Here is a 22825-nt window from a genome sequence, read left to right on the forward strand (position 1 = left end):
TAGAGGCGGAACGCGACACTTAGATGAAGATTCGAAAAACATTGCGTGAATGATATTTACTTCAACGAAGATTTGTAATTGAGCATTTCTCAATAACAAATTGTCCTTCATCGGAGTGGAATATGCCCTACGCGTTCGCTACGCCGCGATCTGAAGAAATAGCCAACATGGGCCGGTCGGCCAAAGGGTTTCTCGTAGACTGGGATGGCTGCTGCGCACTCGGCAATACGTTGGTGCCCGAGGCTGCAGACTTCCTGCGCGCCAATCAAACACGCACCGCGATTGTCTCGAACAACTCCACATGCACGCCGGACGACTTCTTGCACATACTGGCCTGTAACGAAATTCAATTGGAACGCAACCAAGTCATCCTGGCGGGGATGGAGGCGCTCAAACGCGCAACAGGTTTTGCTGGCGCAAAGGTTATGGTGCTTGGTGATCCGCACATGCGCGGAACCGCCAAGAAAATGGGGATAGACCTGGCTCAGGAAGCCGCAGACGTGGTCGTACTGCTCCGCGATGTGCGCTTCACCTATCGCCGCCTGGAACGCGCGGTAAACTCCTTGAGCAATGGGGGACACCTCATCGTGGCCAATCCAGACCAAACCCACCCCGGGAAAGACGGGGGAATCAAACCCGAAACGGGCGCCCTGCTTGCGGCCATCAGAGCATGCGTGAAACTGGATGAAACAAAAATAGACGTCGTGGGAAAACCCTCCCCACATCTGTTCCAGATGGGATGCCAGGCGCTTGACCTGTCACCGGATCAGGTTGTCATGCTGGGTGACAACCCCGCAACGGATCTCGCTGGCGCAAACGCGTTGGGGATCAAGGCGGTCCTGACCTCCGCCAAATCACCGGATGTGTTTGAGATACTGCTAGAAGCGCTTTAGCGACAGCACATCGAAGGTCTTGCGAAGCGTTTCGGTTGCCCGGTCATAATTGGCCAGCGCGAGTGCTGCAATCAGCGCATCCAGTACGCATAGCTGGGCGATCCGGCTGGTCATGGCCTCGGTCCGGAACTTGGTTTCCCGAGCCATGGTGAAAAGTTTCACATCCGCGTAGGCCTGCAGCGGCGAACTCGAAAAATTGGTCACGATGATCGTCTTCGCGCCCGCATCCTTGGCCAATCTGGTTGCGGCCAGTGTCTCATGCGTTGCACCAGAGTGCGAAATGGTCAGCACCGCCACATCAGGGCCCGTTTGCGACGCGCTGATGGCCTGGACATGACTGTCCACCACCACCCGCGCATCAAGACCTATTCGCAGCATGCGATACTGCGCATCTTCCGCAATGGGCGCGGACGAACCTATTCCGTAAATTTCAACTCGCTTGGCTGCCCGAATAATATCCACCGCTGCGGATACGGCGTCGGCGTCCAAAATCGATAGCGTGTCCTTCAGCGCCTGAACCCCAGCATGGAAGGTCTTCCGACACACAGTCGGCGTGTCATCTGTCGGCTGCAGATCTTCATGAATGAACTGAACCGGTTGCACCACTTCCTGGGCGAGGCTGAGCTTCAGTTGCTGAAAACCGGAAAGATCCAATTGGCGGCAGAAATTGATAACACTTCCATCACTGGCACCGGTCGCTTCAGCCAGTTCGGTAACCGACATCCCAACCACTTGTCGGGGATTGGAGAGAACGAAGTCGGCAATCGAACGCGTACTCGGCCCAAGCGAGGGATGCCGCACTCGAATGCGCGTCATGACATTGTCGACTATCGCCACATCAGACCGTCGCTTCGGCGCCACTTTCCGCTTCGATTTGCTCTCAGACATACACGCCCCTCTGGATTTCACACTCTTATAATTGAATTCTACTCAATTATTATCAAGGATATATGAATTGCGTAACACCAATGTCACAAGCAGATGCTACGTCTCTCACTATCGATGCTGCGGCGCACCAAGCTCATACGCAGCGAGGTGAATTTGGGAACTCGGATATGCGCATTCTGTCGACCATAACGCTTCTCCTGCTAACCGCCATGCTCGCGTTTACAACGCACGCTCAGGAAGCCGGCAGCCCGCAAAAGCCTCTTCGCGTCATGCTTATCCCCGCAGATGGTGGTACGGAAGACGGTACGAAAGCCGATTTTCAGCCATTGTTTGATGCCATTACACGATCCAGTGACTTGCATTTTACCGTCAGTACCGGGCAAAGCTATGCCGCCGTGATAGAAGCCATGTGCGCTGGCCTGACAGACGTCGTCTGGTATGGTCCGGCCTCCTATATAGAGGCGCGAGACCGCGGATGCGCGCAATTGTTGGCTGTCGAAGAACGCAATGGTTCATCCACTTATTATGCTGGTCTGTTTGTCGCGGCAGATTCCGACGTAAATTCTGTATTCGATCTTTCCGGCGGGTCGCTCGCACTGGGATCAAGTCACTCCGCCAGCAGCTTTGCGTATCCGCTTGTCATGTTGAGAGAGGACGGGCTCGATCCGCTAAAGGATCTATCAGCCTTGCGGATCACGGGAAGCCACACCAACAGCCTGTTGGCATTGAAGAACGGGTTGGTAGATGCTGCAGGCGCGTCTTTCGTGTCGTTCGAACGTGCGGTGAACCAAGGTAGCCTGGATCCACGCGCATTCCGGGTGCTCACCAAATCGAAACCAATCCCGAATCCACCCATAGCGATGAACACCGCATTGCCAGCAGACATCAAAGCAAAGCTCAAGCGCGCCATGGCAAATGTACATGAGGCTGAAGGCATTGGTCCGGCCGCCATTCGGGGATATGGCGGCAAGCTTGTGGATCGCTACAATACCGAAGTTGACGAAACCCTGTTTGATAGCGTGATCTCCGCGACATCTTTTCTGGATGACGACTATATGGCCGCGATCCTGCGCAAGGCTGACGCAGCTCAACGCGGCTGATATCTTTTCACCACGGCACAATTTCCAATATGACAGACCAACCCACTTCTGCGTCCACACTCCCGGCGCTGAAACTCTCCAACGTGTTCAAGTCGTACAAGGACGGTCCGAGAGTCCTCACTGATTTTTCGCTGGACCTCAGACCCGGTTGCTTTTGCGTTCTGCTTGGGTCATCGGGGTCAGGAAAGTCTACCTTGCTGAGGTGTATTGTTGGGCTGGCGCCTGTAGACTCCGGAGACATTCGGCTTCACGGGGTGCGCCTTACGAAAAAGCAACGACGTCACGTCGGAATGGTGCATCAGGATTTTGGCCTGACCGACAGACTGACGACAGCGCAAAATGTGATGTCAGGCAGCATTGCGGCGCTTTCCTGGTGGCGCGTCGCGCTTCAATTGTATCCCCACTTGATTCAAGAAAAAGCGTGTGCCCTGCTTTCGCGTGTCGGCTTGTCGGAAGATCATGCCAATCGGCGTACTGGCCAACTGTCTGGCGGCCAGAAACAACGCGTGGGCATCGCGCGCGCATTGATGTGCGATCCGAGTCTCATTCTCGCCGATGAACCCGTCGCCAGCCTTGATCCCAGATCGTCTGCGGATGTAATGGACCTACTGAAGAGCGCGGCCCTGGAACGTGATGCAGCTGTTCTCTGCTCGCTGCATCAAATCGATCTTGCTCGCGAATATGCGGACCGGATCATCGGTCTCAACAATGGCACTATCGTTTTCGATGGACCACCAGCTGCTCTTACTAGCGACGCAGTTCAGGCTATCTTTGAAATCGACGATACTTCACCCACCCTGCGAAGGGAGGTCGCGTGAGATGATGGATGCTGAGCACGACTCGCTACCTCACATTTGGTATCTAAAACAGCCTTTCGGGTGGAAATCACTACTTGTATTGCTCCTCATAATCATTGCCTCGAGCATCTCCGCAGAGCGTATGCAATTGGATCGCATGGCCAGCCAGATTGGAGACTTTGCGCTTGAGGCGGTCGGTCTGCGCGAAAGTTCGCAAATCGGCCGGGGAATGGGGAGTGTGACCCGCGACATGTTCCCTATAGCCATCTCCGACCGTCGCCCCATTGACTTGATGGACGGACTGGATGAATCCAGATTGCCCTTCCTGGCGCACATAGAGACGGTGGAAGTCCAAACAACCGAGCTTGATCCGGATACATTGCAAATGACCACGAAAGTGTCCGAGCGGCAGTTTCTCGTCGAGCCAATTGGATATCTTCTCTTCGTGCTCGGCAAGATGGTTGAAACAATCGAAATTGCAATCTGGGCCAGCCTGATTGCCATACTGGTAAGCCTACCGCTGGCGTGGCTATGCGCCAGTAATTACTCGCCCCATCCCCTCATCTACGGCGTGGCACGATCACTCGTGTCCCTGCTTCGCTCAATTCCCGAACTGATCAGCGCACTGTTCCTCGTGCTTGCTTTTGGGTTCGGTCCGATTGCAGGTATATTGGCCCTGTCATTTCACAGCATAGGCTTTCTGGGAAAATTCTACGCCGAAGATATTGAAGCGGCGAACAAAAGCCCTCAACAGGCGCTCAAGGCCACCGGGGCCAGCGATTTCGCCATCCTCAGGATCGCCGTCCTCCCCCAAGTTCTGCCGAGCTATACTGGTCTCTCCCTCTACATTCTCGATCGAAACATACGCATGGCCACGGTGATCGGCCTTGTAGGCGCAGGGGGCATCGGACAGGAATTGAAAGGCCGGTTCGACATGTTCCAGTATGATCGCGTCGGCACCATGTTGCTGGTAATCTTTTTGACCGTAATGGCGCTCGACCTCATCTCCGCCCGCTTCCGAAAAAGGCTTGTCTGAGCCAGCTTCTCAAAAGGGAACCGAACTCTTCGGCGCAAGCGCGGGACAGCGCAGAATTCTCTGCGATTTGGCTGACCACGCGCTGGAGTTTGAGGGCAAGTCAGTTGACACTTTCCGCATCACACCGCGGGCCTGTGCGGTCATGCTTCTTAGATACACTGTATCAAAACGACTTCCTGAGGACATCAAACAACAGGCAGACTTGTCCTTTTCTTGCTCAAAGGCGCGGAAAATGCAGCTTTGATTGCTATTCAAACTAAGAGATTTGGAAAAACAGTCCCTTTCTATCATGTGAGATTAGGAGGGAGACTGTATTGAACATGCCGGACCGAGCCGATTTATCAGCACTGTCTGTGCTTGTTGTCGCCAACGCACAGGACGACGTCGCAAATATACTGGAGGGTTTACCAGAAAGCTTCACGATAAGATTGCTTGATGAATTCTCTTTCGTAAGCATAGCCACCGAGCTTGAAGGAATCAGAGCCGACCTGCTAATTCTTTCGTCAGAGTCAGCAGACACCGAGCAGATATCGATCAGCGAGCGCCTGGCTGCATCAACTCAGCTTCCTATCCTCTGGTTCGTGAAGCGTGACGAAGAAAACCTTGCACCGCAGGCCATTCGGGGTGGGGTGACGTCGTTCGTGGTAGATGGACTTAATGCTTCGCGAATAGGTCCCTTGATCACAATCGCCGTGGAACGCCACAAACTCGTGTCGACGCTACAGGGTGAATTGCAGAAATCCAAAGACAACCTCGCTGCGCGAAAGACTGTGGAACGCGCAAAAGGCCTTCTGATGCAAACTCGCGGCATGAGCGAGCAGGAAGCCTATCAGTCACTCCGATCCACGGCCATGCGCCAAGGCAAATCTCTGAAGAGCGTCTGCGATGCTGTGATCTCACTATCGGACTTGTTGCCTTGATGTGACGATGTCAGCCTGGCTGGCTTGAACCGACCTCACTGCTCGAAGTTTCACCTAAGCTGAGCGAGGGTGCGTGAAAATCTGGCAAATTGTATTCATTCATCATCACAGAATACGTTCCGCTACCCAGCTTTTTTTTGACCTGAAAAGATTTTTCCAAGCCCAAAGACGGGCTTCAGTTCTGAAGGCACAAGGGGGTGTCTTCTGCAGCAGATAGCTGTCCTGGCCCAAAGGCGGGCCTCTCGAAACCGACTCGATCACCAGTGCCTTTGCTGTGCCCTGGCATTCGATTTCCAGTCCGTCCTTAGGCGGTCAAATTGTATTCGTCGTGCGGCGAATAGAGGGGTCAATACACTATGAGAGCATCCAAACTACGAACACAACTACTGTCGTGTGCCTTCGCCACAGTCAGTCTTTCCATGATCACAGCCGCGCAAGCCCAAGAGGGAGAGACAGATGACGTCTCGGTTCAGGAAGCGGTCACGGTAACGGGGTCTCGCGGGAAACCTCGCTCCATCCAAGATTCGCCAGTTCCAATTGATGTTCTTGGTGAAGATGAACTCAATGCGGTTCCATTCACGGACACGAATGATGTTCTGAAAACACTCATTCCATCCTATTCTCTTTCTCGCCAGCCAATTTCTGATGGTAGCTCATTTGTTCGCCCTGCTGAGATGCGAGGCCTGCCGACCGACAAGACGCTTGTACTGGTAAACTCGAAACGGCGCCACCGCGCCGCACTCGTGACAATTGGCGGATCCGGAACTCAAGGCCCGGACGTGGCCACCATTCCGGCTTCTGCCCTCAAAAGCATCGAAGTCCTCCGGGATGGTGCCGCGGCGCAATACGGGTCGGATGCTATTGCTGGCGTCATTAACTTCCTGCTCAAGGATAATTCTGAAGGCGGTTCGGTCAGCGTCGACATCGGCCAGTATTATGAAGGTGACGGCTTCCAATACACGGTATCGGGCAATTACGGCTTCGATCTGGGCGGAAAGGGCTTCCTGAGCGTTTCCGGCGAAGTCAGCAAGGCGGACGCGACCAGTCGAAGCGAACAATATTGTGAGTCCTGGTTCTGTCTCGACCCGAGCAATCCGGACTTCGACCCCACAGCTGGTTACGCAGCCAGCCTGACGCCCGAGTTCATCGAAGGTGTCCCGTCTGCATCGCTGGGTGACTTCGGCGTCGTTCAACCCTGGGGCCAGCCCACCAGCGAAGCCTTTCGCCTATTCTACAACTCCGCGTACACGATCAACGACAATGCCGAACTTTACTCCTTCGGCAACTATTCCAGCAGTAAATCCGATGGCAGCTTCTTCTATCGCTATCCCGGCAACGGCACGATTGAAGACTTGCGACTCGAAGATGGATCGATTTATTCGCCGCTGGAGATTTTCCCGGGTGGTTTCACCCCGCGCTTCTTCGGTGATGTCACCGACTATTCATTTGTGGGTGGCTTGCGAGGCCTCTTTGCAGGGTTCGACTACGATCTGAGCGCGCGTTACGGACATAACGAAATCGAGTATACGCTGGCAAATACGATCAACCCGTCCATGGGCCCCGACACGCCAACCGTGTTCCGTCCTGGAGACCTGATCAACGAAGAGGCACAAATTCAGGCTGACTTCTCGAAGGAATTCGAAGTCGGGCTTGCGAGCCCGCTCCTGTTCGCAATGGGCCTTAGTTATCTGGACGAGTCCTATGAACTGGTCGAGGGTGACAAGGCGTCTTATGAAGATGGTCCGTTTGCTGGCGCAGACCCGTTTGGCTTCTGCGATTCCATGGCTCCGACTGCGGCCGGTGTGGCGGTCATGGCCGCAGGCTCCACGCTCGACTGCTCTGATCCGGATGACCCAGTCTACCAGGTCGTCGGTGTAGGATCGAATGGCTTTCCTGGCTATTCACCGGCCTTTTCAGAAGACTATACGCGGGACTCCCATTCGATCTATGCGGATCTGAGTGCGGATGTCACCGAGAAACTCTTCTTGCAAGGCGCTCTGCGTTACGAAAGCTACTCAGACTTTGATGCTGAAACCGTCTGGAAAATTGCCGGTCGTTACGAGATCAATGATATTCTGGCGCTTCGCAGTTCGATCGGCACCGGTTTCCGCGCGCCGACGCCGGGACAGCAGGGTACCACAAACGTCTCTACCCGACTGCCAAATGGCTTCCCGGTAGCGACTGGTCTCTTCCCGGCCAGTGGACCAGTGGCGCAGGCACTGGGAGCGACACCTCTCGAACCTGAGACATCCACAAACTACACACTCGGCATGACCTCGAACTTCGAGAACATGAGTTTGACAGTCGACTTCTACCAGATCGATCTGGCGGATCGAGTCAATGCAATCTCCACTCAGGACGTTTCAAGCGATCCGGCTTCAGGGACAGCGTATGACAACTATCTCGCGCTCGTCGCTGCCGGTGTCACCGGAGCTGAGTCGATTGGCGGTGTGTTCTATTTCACCAATGCTTTCGACACGACCACATCTGGCGTCGACATCGTGGCAACATACACCATGCCATGGGCGAATGGCCAAAACACAAGCTTCACTGGATCGGTCAACTATAACAAGACTGAATTCGACAGCGATGTGGACGCACTCTTCAATGACGAAAGCCAATTCGACTTCCTGAATGGCACACCCAACTGGCGGGGCGTGTTCACCGTACTCCATCAGGCTGGTCCGATCAGCCTCCTTGGTCGCGCCAACTATTATGGTGGATATGAAAATGCGGCCTCATCCACCCTCGCCGATATCCAGGAATGGGACGGAGAAATCCTGTTTGATTTCGAAGCATCCTATGAAATCGACGATGCTCTCACCCTCTCCGCTGGTGTCAGAAACGCATTCGACAACTATCCAGATGCGGGCGATGCGGCGATTGGCGAAACCTGCTGTGGACGGATCTATCGATCTGACTCCGTCGTCGACTGGCAAGGCGGCTACTACTACGTCAAGGCATCAGCGACGTTCTGATGTTCACCAACCGAGCCACCGTGCAAGTTGATTTGGAATTGGGGGGCGTTCCCGGACGCCCCCCACACCTTCTTCTTCATCAGAACTCATTCTTTTCAGAATTGGACCTTTAATGCTGGGACTTGAATACGATCCAATGCAATTGACACAGCTAATCAGCGTTTTGATGGTCGCTGGCTTGATCGCCGGCTTTGTCGCAGGATTGTTTGGGATTGGCGGCGGATTCGTCGTGGTACCTGCTTTGCTTCTGGTATTCAGTTTTTTCGGCGTAGATGGTGAAGTGCTGACACATGTGGCCATTGGCACTTCTCTGGCAACCATCATCGTAACCTCATCCCGATCCGTTCACGCCCACAACAAACGGGGTGCCGTCGACCTTCAGATAATAAGGGACTGGGCGCCCTGGCTACTCGTGGGCGTCGTAGGGGGCATCATACTGGCCCAGTTCATGGATGGCAGATCCCTGAAGTGGGTTTTCTCGATTGGTGTTTTCCTGATGGGCTTGCACTTCATCATGCCCGTTCTGAAAGATGTAAAACTGTCTAACGAAATGCCCAAAGGGGTCGCTCTGGCCGGTCTTGCTTCCTTTCTCGGGGGATTTTCGGCTCTGTTGGGCATAGGTGGCGGAACGATTGCCATCCTTACCATGACCATGTGTGGCCGCCCCATACACCAGGCTGTTGGGACAGCCTCCGGGTTTGGCGTAATCATCGCAGTGCCCGGCGCAATCGGATTTGCGCTTCTGGGGTTGGGCGCCAGCCAGCTGCCCATTGGGTCTTTTGGATATGTGAACGTTCTCGCTGTCGTAGCCATCACGGCAATGTCGTTCATTACCGCGCCGCTAGGTGCGCGGGCTGCCCACGCACTGAACGGGCCTGCCTTGAAGCGGGTGTTCGGAGTATACTTGGTCGCAACCTCCGCGATCGTTCTATGGAATTCGTTCACCTGATTTCGGGTGACAAAGGATCAAACGCGTTGAGTAAAAAATGAATCAGGAAGGAAATGAAAATGGCATTTGACGTATCAAGACGGTTCTTGATGGCGGGTGGCCTCGCCACGGCGAGCCTTGCCGGTTGCGCAACCACAGCAGCCGAAACACAAGGCGCCTTTCCCGTAACTGCAACGCCGGATCCATATCTGCTGGGGCCTAAGGAAGGCGTGGCCCTGCTCTCCCGCAACGAGAATCCATACGGACCCTCCAAAGCTGCATTGAAAATGGTAGAGTACGCTGCCAACAAGGGCGCGTACTACACATCACCTGAGGCCATTCAGATGCTTGCACAGCTCATCGCGGACAAGCATGGTGTTGCGCCTGAACAAGTCGTTCTGACAACCGGGTCGGGCGAGGTGCTCAGCGCTATCGCGATGATCTACGGTAAGACGGGCCCAATTGTCGCCCCCCGCCTTTTCTGGGACACGACCGCTCTGTATGCAGTCAACCAGGGCGTTGGCAGTATCGATCGGGTACCACTTGCAGCTGATATGAGCGTAGACCTCGCGGCGATCGAGACAAAAGTGACATCAGACACAGGCATCGTACAGCTGTGTAATCCAAACAATCCTACGGGCATGGTATCAGACGCGGCAACGCTGAAATCGGCCGTGAAGCGCATGGCTGCAAAAACCACCGTTCTGGTCGATGAAGCCTATATGGAGCTCGCCGATGATCCTGAAGGCAATACCTGTATCGGGCTGATCGATGAAGGCCACGATGTCATTGTGACACGCACCTTCTCGAAGATTTTTGGCATGGCTGGATTGCGCATGGGATATTCAATTTCATCCGTTGAAACGGCGGAAAAAATCAGAGGTGTCGTCATGTCATGGTCTCCCTGCACTTCTTATGCTGCCGCTATAGGTGCCTACCAGGATGAGGCGTTCATAGCCTATTCCAAACAGAAAATTGTTGAAGCTCGTGAGATGGTGAACATGACAGTCGACACGCTCGGTCTTGAGCGGCTACCGTCCCAGACCAATTTCGTTTACTTCAAGTCTGGTAAAGAAGCGAATGATGTTCAGAAGGCCATGGCGGCAAAGCTCATATCCGTTCGCGGACAATACATGGACTATAATGAATGGACGCGAGTTTCGATGGGAAAGATCGAAGATGTAGAGCGGTTCTGCAAGGCTCTTCCAGCAGTGGTCGGCGCGTAGTTGGTGCGACTCGCTCACGTCAATCCACATCAGACAGACCCAGCATAGGAACCTGTTGGCCCCTGCTGGGTCTGGGCTGCATGGTGTGGACTGAGTCGCATTGAGCAGTTTCACGGTGGTTTTGACCGGTCTTCAAATCTCATTCGCACTACCGCGATGAGTCAGAGGTCAAACAGTTGAAGCAACTGTCTCCAGTTTTTGACTTTGAAGTGCGCCGCTGAATGGCTTGTCGCCGGCTATTGTCACCCTGTAGCCGGACCGAACCTCTGGAAAATAGTCCCACACCGCCAGATGCTGAACGGCACGATTGTCCCAGAAAGCGATCGAGTGTGGTTGCCACTGAAACCGAACCTGAAAGTTCGGGTTCTTGACATGGTCAAACAGAAACTTGAGAAGCGCGTCACTTTCCTCTGAAGGAATTCCCTCAATCCGGGTCGTGTAAGACGAATTGACGAAAATACACTTCTTTCCGGTGACAGGGTGGGTGCGGATAACCGGATGCGTCGCAACCGGGTACCTCTTATCATAGTCCTTGAACAGAGCATGATAAACCGGATTGGCATCATGTACCGCTTCAAGCCCATCGAGATAAGCCTTCATCCGATCAGACAGCGCATCATAGGCCTTGTACATGCTGGAGAACATTGTGTCTCCGCCCGTTTCCGGGATCGTATGCAAGTAGAGAATGCTTCCCAGAGGCGGCGCCTCATCAGCGCTCAGGTCAGAATGCCACCCTTCGCCGGCAACATATTTGGAATCCGCATCCGCATGAATGGCGACGATCTCCGGGTGCCCGTCAATCCCTGCAACGGCCGAATGGATAGCCAACGGTCCAAACAGCCGCCCCAGATCCTTATGGGCATCATGGCTGATGGGCTGGTCCCGGAAAAATATCACCTGAAACCGGGCCAGCGCATCGCGTAGTTCATCAGCCTGAATCGGTGACAAGGGCTTCGTCAGGTCTATGCCCTCAAGGTCTGCGCCAAGATAGGGTGTCACCCGTTTGGCCGTAAAACTACTATAGTCCTTGTCACCGTCAAAGTCTGACACGTCAGTTACCTTTCGTTTCGATTAGCACAGTGTCTGGATCAGAATTCGAAGCCAAACGTAACGAGCAGCTGGCGCGGTGGCACATACTCATTACTAACCGTTCCGCTGGAGTATGGATCCACAAACCGGCCAGACACCCCTTCTTCATCCGCGATGTTTGTCACAGAAGCAGAAACGTACCACGGACCCTCATTCGGCTTGTATTGGAAATAGGCATTCCAGAGGCTGTAGGAAGATACATCATCGGCTCCGTCCGTATTAAAGATACGAGCTTCGTATTCACCCACATACACATTCTCGATCCGAGACGTGAGCTCTCCATGATCGCCAATCGGCTGGAACCAAGCGGCATACAGATTATACGTCAAGTCAGCCAGATTTGGTGGCGTGTTGCCATTGACTTGCACCGCAGCGGATTGGCGCGCCAGGAACCAATCGAAGGTCCAAGGATAAATCGTACCGGTCGCCTCGGCCGACGCAGCAGCGATATCGGCCAAACGACGATCCAACGCTTCGTAGTCCGCTGTAACTTCGCCGTCCAGCAAAGCCATATTACCGCCAAGCATCAGCTGGTCATCAAATGCCAGATAGCTACCTTCGAGTTCCAGACCATAAGTCTCCGCTTCAGGAATATTCCCGATGCCACCCGAATAAGGGATCGGATCCTCTTCAATGAACTGCATGTTTTCATACTGGTTGAAGAAGATGGAAGCGTTCAGTGTCGCGCGCCCATCCAGGAAAGTATTCTTCGAACCGAACTCAATCGCCTCGACGACTTCCTCATCATAGGTCGTGGACACGGTCAATGCACCAGAAGAGCCGCCGTTCAGGCCGCCCGGTTTGTACCCTCGCGACCAGCTCGCATACAGCATGGAGTCTTCGGAAAGATCATAGTCCAGCCCGACTTTCCCAGTCCAAGTCTGGGTATCGAAAGAGCTCTGAGTGGGAGTTGAGTAATAGGAAGCGCCTTCGCCCTCATATTTATCATCATTGTAGCGAGCGCCGATGGTGGCGTTCAGATTTGTCATGATTGGCACCGTCGCCTGAAAGAATGGGGCGATGGATTCCCGGTTCACCGAGGAGATGTTTTCATAAGCCAGATTACCCGGGATTGCCGATTGAGGCGTATCCTTCGGAAGTACAGGTAGAGGCGGAATGGAGGTGACCCCCAACTCACGATACTCGACCACGTATTGAGCGGAATCTGTGTTGGAGTAAAAAACACCCGCGATCCAGTCAATTGGGGCCTCCGGCAGTGAGCTGATCGTCAACTCTTCCATGAAGGTCTCGGCATCTGTCGCCCAAGTCGCAACATGGTCATATCCACCATATGTCGCAATATCCAACCGATCAGCATCGAATGACTGGTCGTGCGTCAGATCTTGATAGCTTGTCACCGACTTGAGTGTCGCGAACGGCAGTTCATAAGCAACGTTCAACGTCGCCAACTCTGAACGCAGTTTGAACTTGGCGGGGAAGTCCTGTGTTAGCTCTCGAATGTCGGGGTTTGGATCCTCGAGATTCTTCAAGGCACCACCGTTATGCTTGTCATTGTAGAGCGTATAGGAAAGCGTCGTGGACAGCTTGTCTGTCGGCTCCCAAAGCCCCGCGATGCGATAGTGCTCATTGTCGGCATCATCGAGCTCATATCCGCCATCTACACTGGTGGCAGTCGCATAGCCATCATGGGACGTTTGCTGAATGGAGCCACGAATAGCTGCCGTTTCACCTATGGGGACGTTGTAAGACGCAAACCCTTGAACGTAATTGTAGTCGCCGAGCGTTGCCTTGAAGGTGCCCTTGTACTCATCAAGGGTTGGCTGCTTGGTGATAATGTTGATTGATCCGCCCGTTGAGCTTTGCCCGAACACAGTGCCTTGCGGACCTCTCAGAACCTCAATGCGGTCAACGTCGAAAAAGCCCATATTCAACGCGATTGAATTCGGCAGGAACGCACCATCTACGTGAAAGGAGACGCCCGGAATAGTTGCAAAGTTTTCTGGCGTCTGCTGACCCACTCCCCGGATTGTCACGATGCGCTCGGACCCACCACTCTTGGTGATCATCAAGCCAGGCACATAGCCATTCAATTGGCTGGGGTCCGTAATGCCAGCCTGGTCAAGAATATCACTCGTGATCGCGCTCAATGCGATTGGCGCATCCTGGAGAGTAGTTTCGCGCTTTTCTCCGTAAACGGTAATTTGGTTCATATTGCGAACCGAATCGTCATCACCAGCAGCATCGTCCGCAAACGCGCCTCCACCCTGAATAAGGGCCAAACTCATTGCCGCACATGCGACGCTATACTTCAAAATGATTTTTTTGTTCCGACCCATGACATTATCCCTCAAGCTGCAGAAATCACAGAATTTGCGATACCCTACGCTATGTCCGGGTTTTGGGTCTGACTTGATTTCCAGCGCCAAAATAATTGAAAACTCTTTAAAATTGGCACTTAACACCTATTCTCTACACCCACAAACACAGCCCACCACCTCGCTGGACAGGCCGTGCAAAATGATCGAACAATGGTTATTCTTGCCGCATTCTAAACCGGTCGAGTGAACGCCTGAGAAGGCTTCAACATTCCAGGGTCGCGAAGAACCTGCATAATCAAAGCCAGCACACCAAGGGCCACCGCGAACGCAAAGAAGACGGGCGCGAACGAGCCGATTTTGTCAGCTGCCATTCCAGCTGCCAACGGGCCAAAGGCAGCAATAGACGAAATCTGGTGAGCCGCGCCTAGCAATTGTGCACCAATTACCCGCCCAAAGCAGTCCACAAGCAGAACCATGGTTGCGACAACAGTGATACCCCAGCCAGCGCCAAACATTAGTGATGACACCAGAACAAGGGCCGGGTTGGTCGCGACAGCAAACATGACGACCCCGACAGCCTGCAGCGCCATACTCAATGCCAACATGTGGCGGGACGAGAACCGCTCACAGAGCGGACCTGCCAGTCCTTTGAACGCGAGCGATACGAACGCCATGAAGCTGAGCCCCAAGGCCCCGACAGCTGGAGACAGGCCAAGAAGCTTCAAGTGGCTCACAGCAATGGAATGCACCGTCGTAACGCAGGCGAGATTGAACGTGATGGCGGCCGCTATGATCAGAAACAGAGGCCGTCCGATAGCCACTCTCCAGGATGGAATAGCCCCGTCGACTTCCTTTGCATCGTCGGGCCCGCGCGAGTTGTCAGTCCTCGCCTCGCCTCCGGATACGTCTCGGCGCTCTGTGATGAATGCTCCACCAACAAGGATGAGAACGCCGCAGATGACAGCCAGCAGCATCCAATTGAAACGCCAATTTGTCCATTCCATCATGTAGTGGCTGAGGCTGGGACCCATAATGTCTCCAATTCCTCCGAGCATGAGATAGAGACCAATCATGCGGCCAGTATGCTCCGGAAACCATTCACCGATCAGCCAGACGGCCGTGACGTTCCCGGCCAGAGAGAATCCGGCACCCGCAAGGCACATTGCCGCGAAGAACATGCCAAGCCCCTGGCTGGCGCTGGCCAGCCCAAAACCCAAGGCGACGCAGAAAAACCCGAAACAGAAAGTCAGGCGCGCGCCGATCCGCTGCAACAGGATGGCTGGCAGGAAGCTGGTCAATCCCACGGCCAACCCCAGAATCGTGAAACTCAAACCAGCGGACGTGTAAGACCAACCGAGGTCATCCGCCATGACGAACAAAACGACCCCAAGAGAAGCAAATGTACTCGCATTCAAGACAAAAAAGCCGGCAACGACAACCGCAAAGATTATCCATTTTCGATACATGCCCGCTTCCCTTCAAAAAGGTGCGAGACGTCGATCAGATACGGCCTGATGCCGGACGTCCACCACGACCATACAATCGCACATGTTGGCGGCGCATTATTGACGGCATGCGAACTGATTTTTTAATCTTCGAGCAGAATGCAAAGTTGTCTCAGCAGCTGCTTTGTCAGGCCTCGTCCGAAATACCGCTCCAAGCAGAAAGAACCGACTTAGTATCTGCCAGCAAAGCGCAGTTCTTTTCGAGCGCCAACAACCCCCCGGCGTGCAGCGCATCTTCATAAGCCGCGCATGCATCAGACACCACTATCACGTTGAAATTTCGATGGAACGCCGATCGCGCGGTCTGGTCTACGCAGCAATCAGTCGTCACGCCCGCGACCAATACTGTGTCGATTTCACGTGCGCGCAATTGCTCCTCCAGATCCGTTCCATGGAAGCCATCAAACAAGACTTTCTCAATCTCGATGTCTCCGTCCTCCGGGAACAGTCGATAATAGTCGGAACCTGGCTCGTCTGCACGGCAGATTGCATGCTGGCCAGGACGTCCGCGCCGGGCATATAGATTCTTGAGGGCGGTGGAATCTGTTTCCTCCCGCGTAACCACTCGGACGAAAGCTACAGCTGCTCCTTGCACCTTGGCTACAGCACGCAATGTTTCCATCTTGTCGATGGCAGAGTTGATACCGGACATATCAACGCCCGCCATTCCGATCACGCCATCCGGCGATACGAAGTCAACCTGCACATCAATCAGCAAAAGAACTGTTCGCGCTGGCACAATGATCCCCTTCAAGAGGGTTGGATCGACATGCGGAAGCGCATCAACAGAAAGCGACGACGTCATCTACGCGGCCCCGGCAAGCGCAGGAAACTTCGCCCGCAATTTCGGCATAACGTGTTCAGCAAACAGAGGCATGGCAGAAATATAGTCCGGGAAGATCAGCATGAGCCCATCAATTCCCGAAACTTCCAGCAACTCACCGATTTTCTGGATAACAGTGTCTGGTGAGCCAGCCACATGAGGTGCCATAAAGGATGAGCGTGCCTTTTTCACGAAAGCATTCTCCTCGCCAATCTCTGCGTCGAGAAAGCCGTAAGCACGCATCATTCCGCGTAAGGCTTCTTCATCCAAGCCTTCCCGGTAATGCAGGGCGGTCGCCTCGGCTTCCGCGTCGGTCTCGCCCAGCACGATAGTCTGCATGGCATATGTGCGGATGTAACGCCCCATATCAGCCGCTATGCCCTTTACCTTGTTACTCGACTGCGCCAGCTTTTCAGGTACATCGCCGGAGAGAAAAATGGCGTCCATTTCATTGGCGCTGAAGCGCATGCCCACTTCCGACGAACCGGCACAAACCAAGAAAGGCTTGGTCGATGGTTTGGGGTTGGACACACAGTCCTCCAATTGAAAATAATCCCCCTGCATCGTCACCGATGGCTGGGTCCAAAGGGCCTTGATCGCCTGAATCCATTCCTTGGCGAGATCGTACCGGGCGTCGTGATCGACACCTTCCGGCCACATACCCATTTGCGAGAACTCGCCCTTGTAGGCACCGGTCACAACATTCAGGCCGGCTCGGCCTTTGGTGACCTGGTCCAACGTTGCAATCATCTTGGCCACGGTGCCCGGATTCTGAAGAATGGTATGAACCGTCGTCCAGACCTTTACCCGCTCAGTCACCTCCGCGAGTGCAGCCATTGTCACGGTCGCATCAAGCGTTGAATTCCAGTGCTCGGTTTCACCACCATAGCCGCGATACTTTGCCATAGACATTATGAAATCATATCCATGCTTCTCTGCAAGAACCGCCACCTGGCGATTGTAGGCATACGACCCATCAAGCTCTGGCTTGTTCTTCGACAAAATCCATCCGCCATTCGCAATTGGCATAAAGATGCCAAGATCCTTGCCTCCAACGTCGGACGGCAGATCGAATTTTGTTGGCACCAGTTGCTGAGACATGCTTCACTTCCCTCATTTCCTGACTGGAATATCACCCGACATTTACCCAGCATTCTTGACTATTCGCGCCTCAACTATTGATCGGCTCGCTTCAGAGCGCATTTGCTCAATCTTCTTCCGGCGCCACTTCCACTCGCAAACCTGCCAAGGCCTCGGTGATGATGATCTGGCAAGATAGCCGCGATTGCGGGCGTGCATTATCTGAAAAGTCCAGCAATTCTCGCTCGGATTCCGAAGCGGCACCGGCAAGCTCGCCATATTCTTCCGCCACATACACGTGACAGGTCGCGCACGCGCATGCTCCTCCGCAAATCGCAGCAATGTCCTCTACGCCCGAATTGGTGATGGCTTCCATCACACTATGTCCAGCGGTTGCGTCGATGATTGCTTCTTCTCCGGATCTTTTGACGATGCGTAGTTGCGGCATTCAGGTCATCCTCTGTTTTTAACGGCTACGCGCGGCGTTCCGATTGCTCGGATACCTCAGGATATCATTCGTGGAACAGCGGCGTCCGCAATCTTGAATTTCCCCGCATTGTCATCGTCTGCACCCTCGCGCGGCTTTTCGCGAACCTGGACAACTCCATTCTTTCCAAATCCTTCGACGACAGGTCGTCCTGCATCCCGGCTCAGCCAGAGCCGCAAAAGGTGACGCTTGCGTTGTGGTTCCGGGAAATCGAAAAATTCGGTTCGAGAATGCAAAGCGCCATAGTTGGAGAGCCACTGAATATCACCGGGGCGGAAATCCATCTCGATGGCCATGCCAGGTTCATATGTGATCTCGTCAAACAGCTCCAGCACCTCTTTCTGCGCGTCGCTCAACTGCGGGACGCCGGGATAATCCTGAGCCGTCAGAATGTACAACGAGCCCGCATACATGCTGAACACGCCTTCTTCGATGCTGATGATCGGCGAGGTATAAGTGTTCGCTGGCGCATTGTGGTCTTGCCGGCGCCAGTCCCAGTGGAAAGGCTCAAGCAGAAGCGGCGCCAGGTCTGGCCGGCGTCGCAAGATCTCATTATAAATTTCGGCGCCCGAAACGAGGCAGGATGCCCCCCCGGCTTTTGCAGGCCTCAAGCACATCAGGGCCACGACATCCGAGCTGTCGGAGTGGAAGACCAGCTTGTCACGAACCTTGGACGACAGCGCGGTTGGGTCATCCATCGTCTTGTCGGAGGTTGCATAAATGTGATCCAGCAGGTCGCCCATCTCGTTCTGTCGGATCGGATCACCCATATGCAGGCCGAGAATGTAATAGATCGCAGATGAAAGTGCGTCCGAGTAGAGATGTGTTCTCAATCCACGAACGAGCACAAACCCGCGACCTGTATCTACATCACTTCCCCATTCCGCGATCGCGTCGGCACATGCTTTCAGCGGATATTCGGAGGCTTGAACGAACCGCAAGTCTGGGTCGTCTTCGACGAACTTTGCACCCAGATCCTCAAGCTCTGCGATCTGAACCGGAGACAAATGGTAGATCCAATCTTCGCCCGCCTTGATCTGGTCCCCCCTCCACGCAGCGGCGCTGGTGACAGGCTCACATGTTTCCATCGTGCTCATGATGATCTCCAAACTCGGTTTACGGGGTTTTGCATCCTGGAGATGCTAGAATGAAAGAGTGAAGCGGTCTTGCCCGGTGTCACACAAATTCTTTCCGACAGTAGTGAAGGCATCGGAATTCTCACATGCCGTCTGCAGAGACGGCCAAGCTGACATTTTTGAACGCTTCGATGCCGTCACTCAAATTCGCCAAGTGACCTATAGCGTACTTATAGGCATCACTCCCCAAGACGAGCAGCGTGGGTGGAACATCCATTTCTGTCATCTCGCATATCGCGTGCGCAATCTTCGTGGGGGAACTCGGTTCCTTTCCTTTGCCTTCCGTCAGAACTTCATGAGCCAAATGCGCCGTGCCATCATAGTCCGATATACTCGGCGGGGCCGAATCCAGCGATCCACCTGAAAAATCGGTGCGCATGCCACCCGGCGCCACATTGGTCACATGGATACCCAGGGGCTGGACCTCATCAGCGAGTGTCTGCCCAATACACTCCATCGCATATTTGCTGGCTCCATATATTCCAGTTCCCGCCCAGGGTGCCAGACCACTCACCGACGTGATGTTAATTATATGGCCGCTTCGATGTTGGCGCATGCCCGGCAGCACCGCCTGAATCATGGCAACCGCGCCGAGCACGTTGACCTCGAACAAGGCCTTGATCTTGTCCAGCGGCGTCTCCTCGATCGCACCGGTGAGCCCATAGCCCGCATTGTTCACGAGCACGTCGATTTGGCCAAAACGCTTCTCGACCTCGTTGATCGTTTCACGGATGTCGTCAAAATGTGTGACGTCCAGAAAAATCGGCACGGCAAGTTGCGGATCAGTCTCCGCGAAGATTTGCGCATCGCGTTCGGACCGCACTGTGCCGACAACCCGATCTCCGCGTTGCAGGACCGTTTCAGCCAGGTCTTTTCCCAAACCTTTTCCCACGCCTGTTATTAGCCAAGTTTTCATCCTGATACCTCCGCTGCGGTCATTTCAAAAATCGCAAGCTCAACGTCTTCCAGACTTGGCATTGATGCAGCTGCGCCGTTCTTTTCCACAGACAAGGACGCTGCAACCGAGGCGAAGTAAATCGCTTGGTCAAGTTCAACCCCCGTTGCCAATCGCGCACAGAGCGCGCCACAAAAGCAATCGCCCGACCCCGTTGTGTCGCGAACCTTCGTGAGGCGAGCCGGTGTGAAGTCGAGCCGATCTTTGGTGATAGCCAAAGCACCGGCAGCACCACAGGTGAGAACAATGACCTGGTTTTCGTGAGCAATAAGCTCTCTCGCAAGCATTGTAATATCCTCGACATCTTCTGGCAGGACCTCTCTTCCGGCGTAGAAGGCCAACTCGGATTCATTCAGGATAAGGATGTCTGTTAGCGCGAAAAGGGAATCCCGGGCTTCAGCCACGGCTGGAGCGGCGTTTAGTACTGTAATTGTTCCCCGGTCCCGGTGTGTCCGGAAAAAGTCTACGGTCGAAGCGATAGGCGTTTCCAGTTGGGCAAGCGCAACTCGGCTTGGCTCAACTGGTTCAGTCGTTAGGCTTAAACGATCATTTGCGCCAGCATGTACGATGATGAGATTTTCGCCAGCCTGATCAACGCATACATAGGCGCGTCCACTCGCTTCACCGGCAATTACTTCTATGTCTGCTGGCGTCACCGCGTGTGCAGCTAATTGCGCAGTAAGCCAATTGCCCTCCTCGTCGTCGCCCACACAGGCGCGAAACCTCAAATCGGCGCCCGTTCGGGCGGCGCTCACCGCTTGGTTGGCGCCCTTGCCGCCAAGATACCGCTCAGATTGTGTCGCGTGCACAGTTTCACCTGGTCGCGGAAGGTCATGCAATCGCAAAACTATGTCCAAATTCACGCTTCCAAGAATGTCGAGTTTGCTCATGACGCAGATGCCTCCAGTGATGCGGAGGGTCGCTGTATCTCAAACGCAGGCAGTAAAAGGATAAGCGCGGCCCCGATGGCCAACAGAACAGACAGCACCCACACCGACGCCTCGTAACTGCCCGTCACGTCGAATCCCACATCCATAAGGACTGGTGCGCCACCCTGAAATATAATGACCACGGAGTAGTACACGCCGATGATCATACCGAAGGCTTTGAGACCAAAGTATCGAGACACAAAATAGGACAGACATCCGAACTCTGCGCCAAGCCCAACTCCCATCAAGGCCGCGCCGAAATACATCACAACCATGGACTGGCTATACTGAAAGCATAATAGACCCAATATCGCAGCCGCGAACATGGGTACCGCGACAATCGGCGTGTAAAATTTATCGAGCAAATATCCCGTCACCACCTGCCATCCCGCTGTGACCAGCGCGAAGATGCTGATTGCAAGTGTGGCCTGCTGGATAACGATACCTCGATCCATGAGCATCGGAACCACATGGGTGAAGATGGCAGTCATACAGCCCGCTCCGAGCGCGACTGCCGCCATCAAAATCCAGAATGTCCGAGTTGAAGTTGCCTCTGCGAGATTGACGCCGGGCAGAGGAGCCGCAGGGATGTCCGGCACATCAAGCTGTCGCTCGCGGAGCTTGATTTCCTCGACCCTCCCAGGCGCATCCCTCAGCAAGGCGAGAAGCGTTGGAAAGCCCAGGCAGAATACGATCAAACCGATGCCAATGTATGCGCCGCGCCACCCGAACTGGACCAGCATCAGACCAGCCGCAATGGGCATGAAAGTTGATCCGATGCCGTTGCCGAATCCCGCGGCTACGCCGAGCATCAGCCCCCGCTTCTCATCGAACCATTCGGATATGACTTTGGAATAGGCTGGTGTGGATGGGATTGCTCCAGCCGCTCCTACGATGGCGAACAACAAGTAGAACTGGACCACTGAACCATCGGCCAGAGCCAAACCCGCAATCGCCGGAGCGAAAAGCGCGTTTCCAACAAGAATAACTCGGCGAGATCCCCAACGATCCGACAGCCGACCAGCCAAGGGGTAGATAATAGCGGACATCACCGCAGTTAGAAGCAGCACGCCCGACACCACTGCCCGTGGCCATCCGAATTCTGTTGAAATAGGGATCAGGAACAGGCTGAAGACGGCACTGATGGCGGGAGTGGTGCTGACAATGTTGCCGACAGTTGCAGCTACAACCACACCTGCCCGGCCAGCACTTTCCGGTTTCCCGGCCACATCCGCTCCCATCACTTCGGTCACTCGCTCGTATAGCCTTCCGGAATAACGGGATCGACGCCACCTTTCCTCCACAGGATGATTTCGTTCCCCCAAGGATCACGGAATGCGTCATTGAAACCATTAAACTCTTTCCAGTAATGGTTCCGCCACAGAACTTCCGCTCCATGCTCAACTGCGGCGGTCATGATCCTGTCGACGGAGTCGTCTTCGCTCACTAACACCCACAGGCGGGATGACCTCGCAAACGGAGACAAGGTGCGCGGATCCACGCCAGCGGGGTCAGGATTCGGGCGCAAGTTTGCGACATCCCCAATTCCGATATGCAGGTTCCCGATCTCGCTGTCAGATCCGTCGGGGTTTTTGAAGTTCCCGCCTGGCACCATGCGGCAGAACTGGCCATCCATTCGAACATCGTCTTCCCAGCCCATGACAGCTGCATAGAATTTTCCGGCCTTGACCGGATCGTCAGACATGAGGTCGACGAAAATCAGAGTGTTCGGATAAGTCATATATAATCCCTATACTTACTTTCACGCGCCCTTTC

The 22825-nt window shown here is 54.3% G+C and carries 20 protein-coding genes; 8 read left to right on the forward strand and 12 right to left on the reverse strand.

Annotation, left to right across the window (positions count from 1 at the left end):
* Window positions 1-122: 122 nt before the first annotated feature.
* The gene (locus B3527_RS00510; RefSeq protein WP_206990928.1) at window positions 123-893 is read left to right on the forward strand and encodes an HAD-IIA family hydrolase; all 771 of its coding nucleotides are present in this window, start codon (window positions 123-125) and stop codon (window positions 891-893) included.
* Here the strand turns inward: B3527_RS00510 and B3527_RS00515 are convergent.
* Window positions 879-1781, reverse strand: a complete 903-nt coding sequence (locus B3527_RS00515) for a MurR/RpiR family transcriptional regulator (RefSeq protein WP_290479397.1) — start codon at window positions 1779-1781, stop codon at window positions 879-881. The genes B3527_RS00510 and B3527_RS00515 overlap by 15 nt on opposite strands.
* A 167-nt stretch (window positions 1782-1948) precedes the next feature.
* Between B3527_RS00515 and B3527_RS00520 the strand changes: the two genes are divergently transcribed.
* The 7 genes from B3527_RS00520 (at window position 1949) to B3527_RS00550 (ending at window position 10766) form a co-directional block, all read left to right on the forward strand.
* The gene (locus B3527_RS00520; RefSeq protein ID WP_290479396.1) at window positions 1949-2881 is read left to right on the forward strand and encodes a phosphate/phosphite/phosphonate ABC transporter substrate-binding protein; all 933 of its coding nucleotides are present in this window, start codon (window positions 1949-1951) and stop codon (window positions 2879-2881) included.
* A 29-nt stretch (window positions 2882-2910) separates the two neighbouring features.
* Window positions 2911-3699, forward strand: coding sequence for a phosphonate ABC transporter ATP-binding protein (locus B3527_RS00525; protein ID WP_290479395.1), 789 nt, complete (start codon window positions 2911-2913; stop codon window positions 3697-3699).
* A gap of 121 nt (window positions 3700-3820) precedes the next feature.
* Window positions 3821-4714, forward strand: a complete 894-nt coding sequence (gene phnE, locus B3527_RS00530) for a phosphonate ABC transporter, permease protein PhnE (protein ID WP_290482212.1) — start codon at window positions 3821-3823, stop codon at window positions 4712-4714.
* Between the two features lie 320 nt (window positions 4715-5034).
* Window positions 5035-5634, forward strand: a complete 600-nt coding sequence (locus B3527_RS00535; RefSeq protein ID WP_290479463.1) for an ANTAR domain-containing response regulator — start codon at window positions 5035-5037, stop codon at window positions 5632-5634.
* A 356-nt stretch (window positions 5635-5990) separates the two neighbouring features.
* Entirely contained in the window at window positions 5991-8612 is a 2622-nt protein-coding gene (locus B3527_RS00540) for a TonB-dependent receptor plug domain-containing protein (protein ID WP_206990934.1), read from the forward strand.
* Window positions 8613-8724: 112 nt separating this feature from the next.
* Window positions 8725-9561, forward strand: coding sequence for a sulfite exporter TauE/SafE family protein (locus B3527_RS00545; RefSeq protein ID WP_206990935.1), 837 nt, complete (start codon window positions 8725-8727; stop codon window positions 9559-9561).
* 59 nt (window positions 9562-9620) lie between these two features.
* A complete protein-coding gene (locus tag B3527_RS00550) occupies window positions 9621-10766 on the forward strand; it encodes a pyridoxal phosphate-dependent aminotransferase (RefSeq protein ID WP_206990936.1) in 1146 nt (381 codons plus the stop codon).
* A 168-nt stretch (window positions 10767-10934) separates the two neighbouring features.
* Here the strand turns inward: B3527_RS00550 and B3527_RS00555 are convergent, their stop codons facing one another.
* From B3527_RS00555 to B3527_RS00605, 11 genes are all read right to left on the reverse strand, one after another.
* A complete protein-coding gene (locus tag B3527_RS00555) occupies window positions 10935-11816 on the reverse strand; it encodes a TauD/TfdA dioxygenase family protein (protein WP_290479394.1) in 882 nt (293 codons plus the stop codon).
* Window positions 11817-11854: 38 nt separating this feature from the next.
* Window positions 11855-14152: a TonB-dependent receptor gene (locus tag B3527_RS00560; RefSeq protein WP_290480977.1), complete on the reverse strand. Its 2298-nt coding sequence runs from the start codon at window positions 14150-14152 to the stop codon at window positions 11855-11857.
* A gap of 212 nt (window positions 14153-14364) precedes the next feature.
* Window positions 14365-15600 carry a CynX/NimT family MFS transporter gene (locus B3527_RS00565; protein ID WP_290479392.1) on the reverse strand — a complete coding sequence of 412 codons (1236 nt, stop codon included), beginning with the start codon at window positions 15598-15600 and terminating at the stop codon, window positions 14365-14367.
* Between the two features lie 166 nt (window positions 15601-15766).
* Window positions 15767-16357: a cysteine hydrolase family protein gene (locus tag B3527_RS00570; protein WP_290479391.1), complete on the reverse strand. Its 591-nt coding sequence runs from the start codon at window positions 16355-16357 to the stop codon at window positions 15767-15769.
* A gap of 87 nt (window positions 16358-16444) precedes the next feature.
* Window positions 16445-17563 (reverse strand): LLM class flavin-dependent oxidoreductase, encoded by a 1119-nt coding sequence (locus B3527_RS00575; protein ID WP_206990941.1) that lies wholly within the window; start codon window positions 17561-17563, stop codon window positions 16445-16447.
* A 106-nt stretch (window positions 17564-17669) separates the two neighbouring features.
* A complete protein-coding gene (locus B3527_RS00580; protein WP_034811307.1) occupies window positions 17670-17990 on the reverse strand; it encodes a 2Fe-2S iron-sulfur cluster-binding protein in 321 nt (106 codons plus the stop codon).
* A 56-nt stretch (window positions 17991-18046) separates the two neighbouring features.
* Window positions 18047-19126 carry a TauD/TfdA family dioxygenase gene (locus B3527_RS00585; protein ID WP_290479390.1) on the reverse strand — a complete coding sequence of 360 codons (1080 nt, stop codon included), beginning with the start codon at window positions 19124-19126 and terminating at the stop codon, window positions 18047-18049.
* A gap of 121 nt (window positions 19127-19247) precedes the next feature.
* The gene (locus B3527_RS00590) at window positions 19248-20081 is read right to left on the reverse strand and encodes an oxidoreductase (protein WP_290479389.1); all 834 of its coding nucleotides are present in this window, start codon (window positions 20079-20081) and stop codon (window positions 19248-19250) included.
* Window positions 20078-21010 carry a ribokinase gene (locus tag B3527_RS00595; RefSeq protein ID WP_290479388.1) on the reverse strand — a complete coding sequence of 311 codons (933 nt, stop codon included), beginning with the start codon at window positions 21008-21010 and terminating at the stop codon, window positions 20078-20080. Before B3527_RS00595 ends, B3527_RS00590 begins: the two co-directional genes overlap by 4 nt.
* Entirely contained in the window at window positions 21007-22302 is a 1296-nt protein-coding gene (locus tag B3527_RS00600; protein ID WP_290479387.1) for an MFS transporter, read from the reverse strand. The genes B3527_RS00595 and B3527_RS00600 overlap by 4 nt, the downstream gene beginning before the upstream one ends.
* Window positions 22299-22790 carry a VOC family protein gene (locus tag B3527_RS00605; protein ID WP_290479386.1) on the reverse strand — a complete coding sequence of 164 codons (492 nt, stop codon included), beginning with the start codon at window positions 22788-22790 and terminating at the stop codon, window positions 22299-22301. Before B3527_RS00605 ends, B3527_RS00600 begins: the two co-directional genes overlap by 4 nt.
* Between the last annotated feature and the right edge of the window lie 35 nt (window positions 22791-22825).

Origin of the sequence: Hyphomonas sp. UBA4505 (genome assembly GCF_002388685.1) — a bacterium.
Taxonomy (GTDB): Bacteria; Pseudomonadota; Alphaproteobacteria; order Caulobacterales; family Hyphomonadaceae; genus Hyphomonas.

Bases quoted from the DNA above. Each gene is read 5' to 3' on its own strand.
- B3527_RS00510 (WP_206990928.1), top strand. From the start codon at position 123: ATGCCCTACGCGTTCGCTACGCCGCGATCTGAAGAAATAGCCAACATG.
- B3527_RS00515 (WP_290479397.1), bottom strand. From the start codon at position 1,781: ATGTCTGAGAGCAAATCGAAGCGGAAAGTGGCGCCGAAGCGACGGTCT.
- B3527_RS00520 (WP_290479396.1), top strand. From the start codon at position 1,949: ATGCGCATTCTGTCGACCATAACGCTTCTCCTGCTAACCGCCATGCTC.
- B3527_RS00525 (WP_290479395.1), top strand. From the start codon at position 2,911: ATGACAGACCAACCCACTTCTGCGTCCACACTCCCGGCGCTGAAACTC.
- phnE (WP_290482212.1), top strand. From the start codon at position 3,821: ATGCAATTGGATCGCATGGCCAGCCAGATTGGAGACTTTGCGCTTGAG.
- B3527_RS00535 (WP_290479463.1), top strand. From the start codon at position 5,035: ATGCCGGACCGAGCCGATTTATCAGCACTGTCTGTGCTTGTTGTCGCC.
- B3527_RS00540 (WP_206990934.1), top strand. From the start codon at position 5,991: ATGAGAGCATCCAAACTACGAACACAACTACTGTCGTGTGCCTTCGCC.
- B3527_RS00545 (WP_206990935.1), top strand. From the start codon at position 8,725: ATGCTGGGACTTGAATACGATCCAATGCAATTGACACAGCTAATCAGC.
- B3527_RS00550 (WP_206990936.1), top strand. From the start codon at position 9,621: ATGGCATTTGACGTATCAAGACGGTTCTTGATGGCGGGTGGCCTCGCC.
- B3527_RS00560 (WP_290480977.1), bottom strand. From the start codon at position 14,152: ATGGGTCGGAACAAAAAAATCATTTTGAAGTATAGCGTCGCATGTGCG.
- B3527_RS00565 (WP_290479392.1), bottom strand. From the start codon at position 15,600: ATGTATCGAAAATGGATAATCTTTGCGGTTGTCGTTGCCGGCTTTTTT.
- B3527_RS00575 (WP_206990941.1), bottom strand. From the start codon at position 17,563: ATGTCTCAGCAACTGGTGCCAACAAAATTCGATCTGCCGTCCGACGTT.
- B3527_RS00580 (WP_034811307.1), bottom strand. From the start codon at position 17,990: ATGCCGCAACTACGCATCGTCAAAAGATCCGGAGAAGAAGCAATCATC.
- B3527_RS00585 (WP_290479390.1), bottom strand. From the start codon at position 19,126: ATGAGCACGATGGAAACATGTGAGCCTGTCACCAGCGCCGCTGCGTGG.
- B3527_RS00590 (WP_290479389.1), bottom strand. From the start codon at position 20,081: ATGAAAACTTGGCTAATAACAGGCGTGGGAAAAGGTTTGGGAAAAGAC.
- B3527_RS00595 (WP_290479388.1), bottom strand. From the start codon at position 21,010: ATGAGCAAACTCGACATTCTTGGAAGCGTGAATTTGGACATAGTTTTG.
- B3527_RS00605 (WP_290479386.1), bottom strand. From the start codon at position 22,790: ATGACTTATCCGAACACTCTGATTTTCGTCGACCTCATGTCTGACGAT.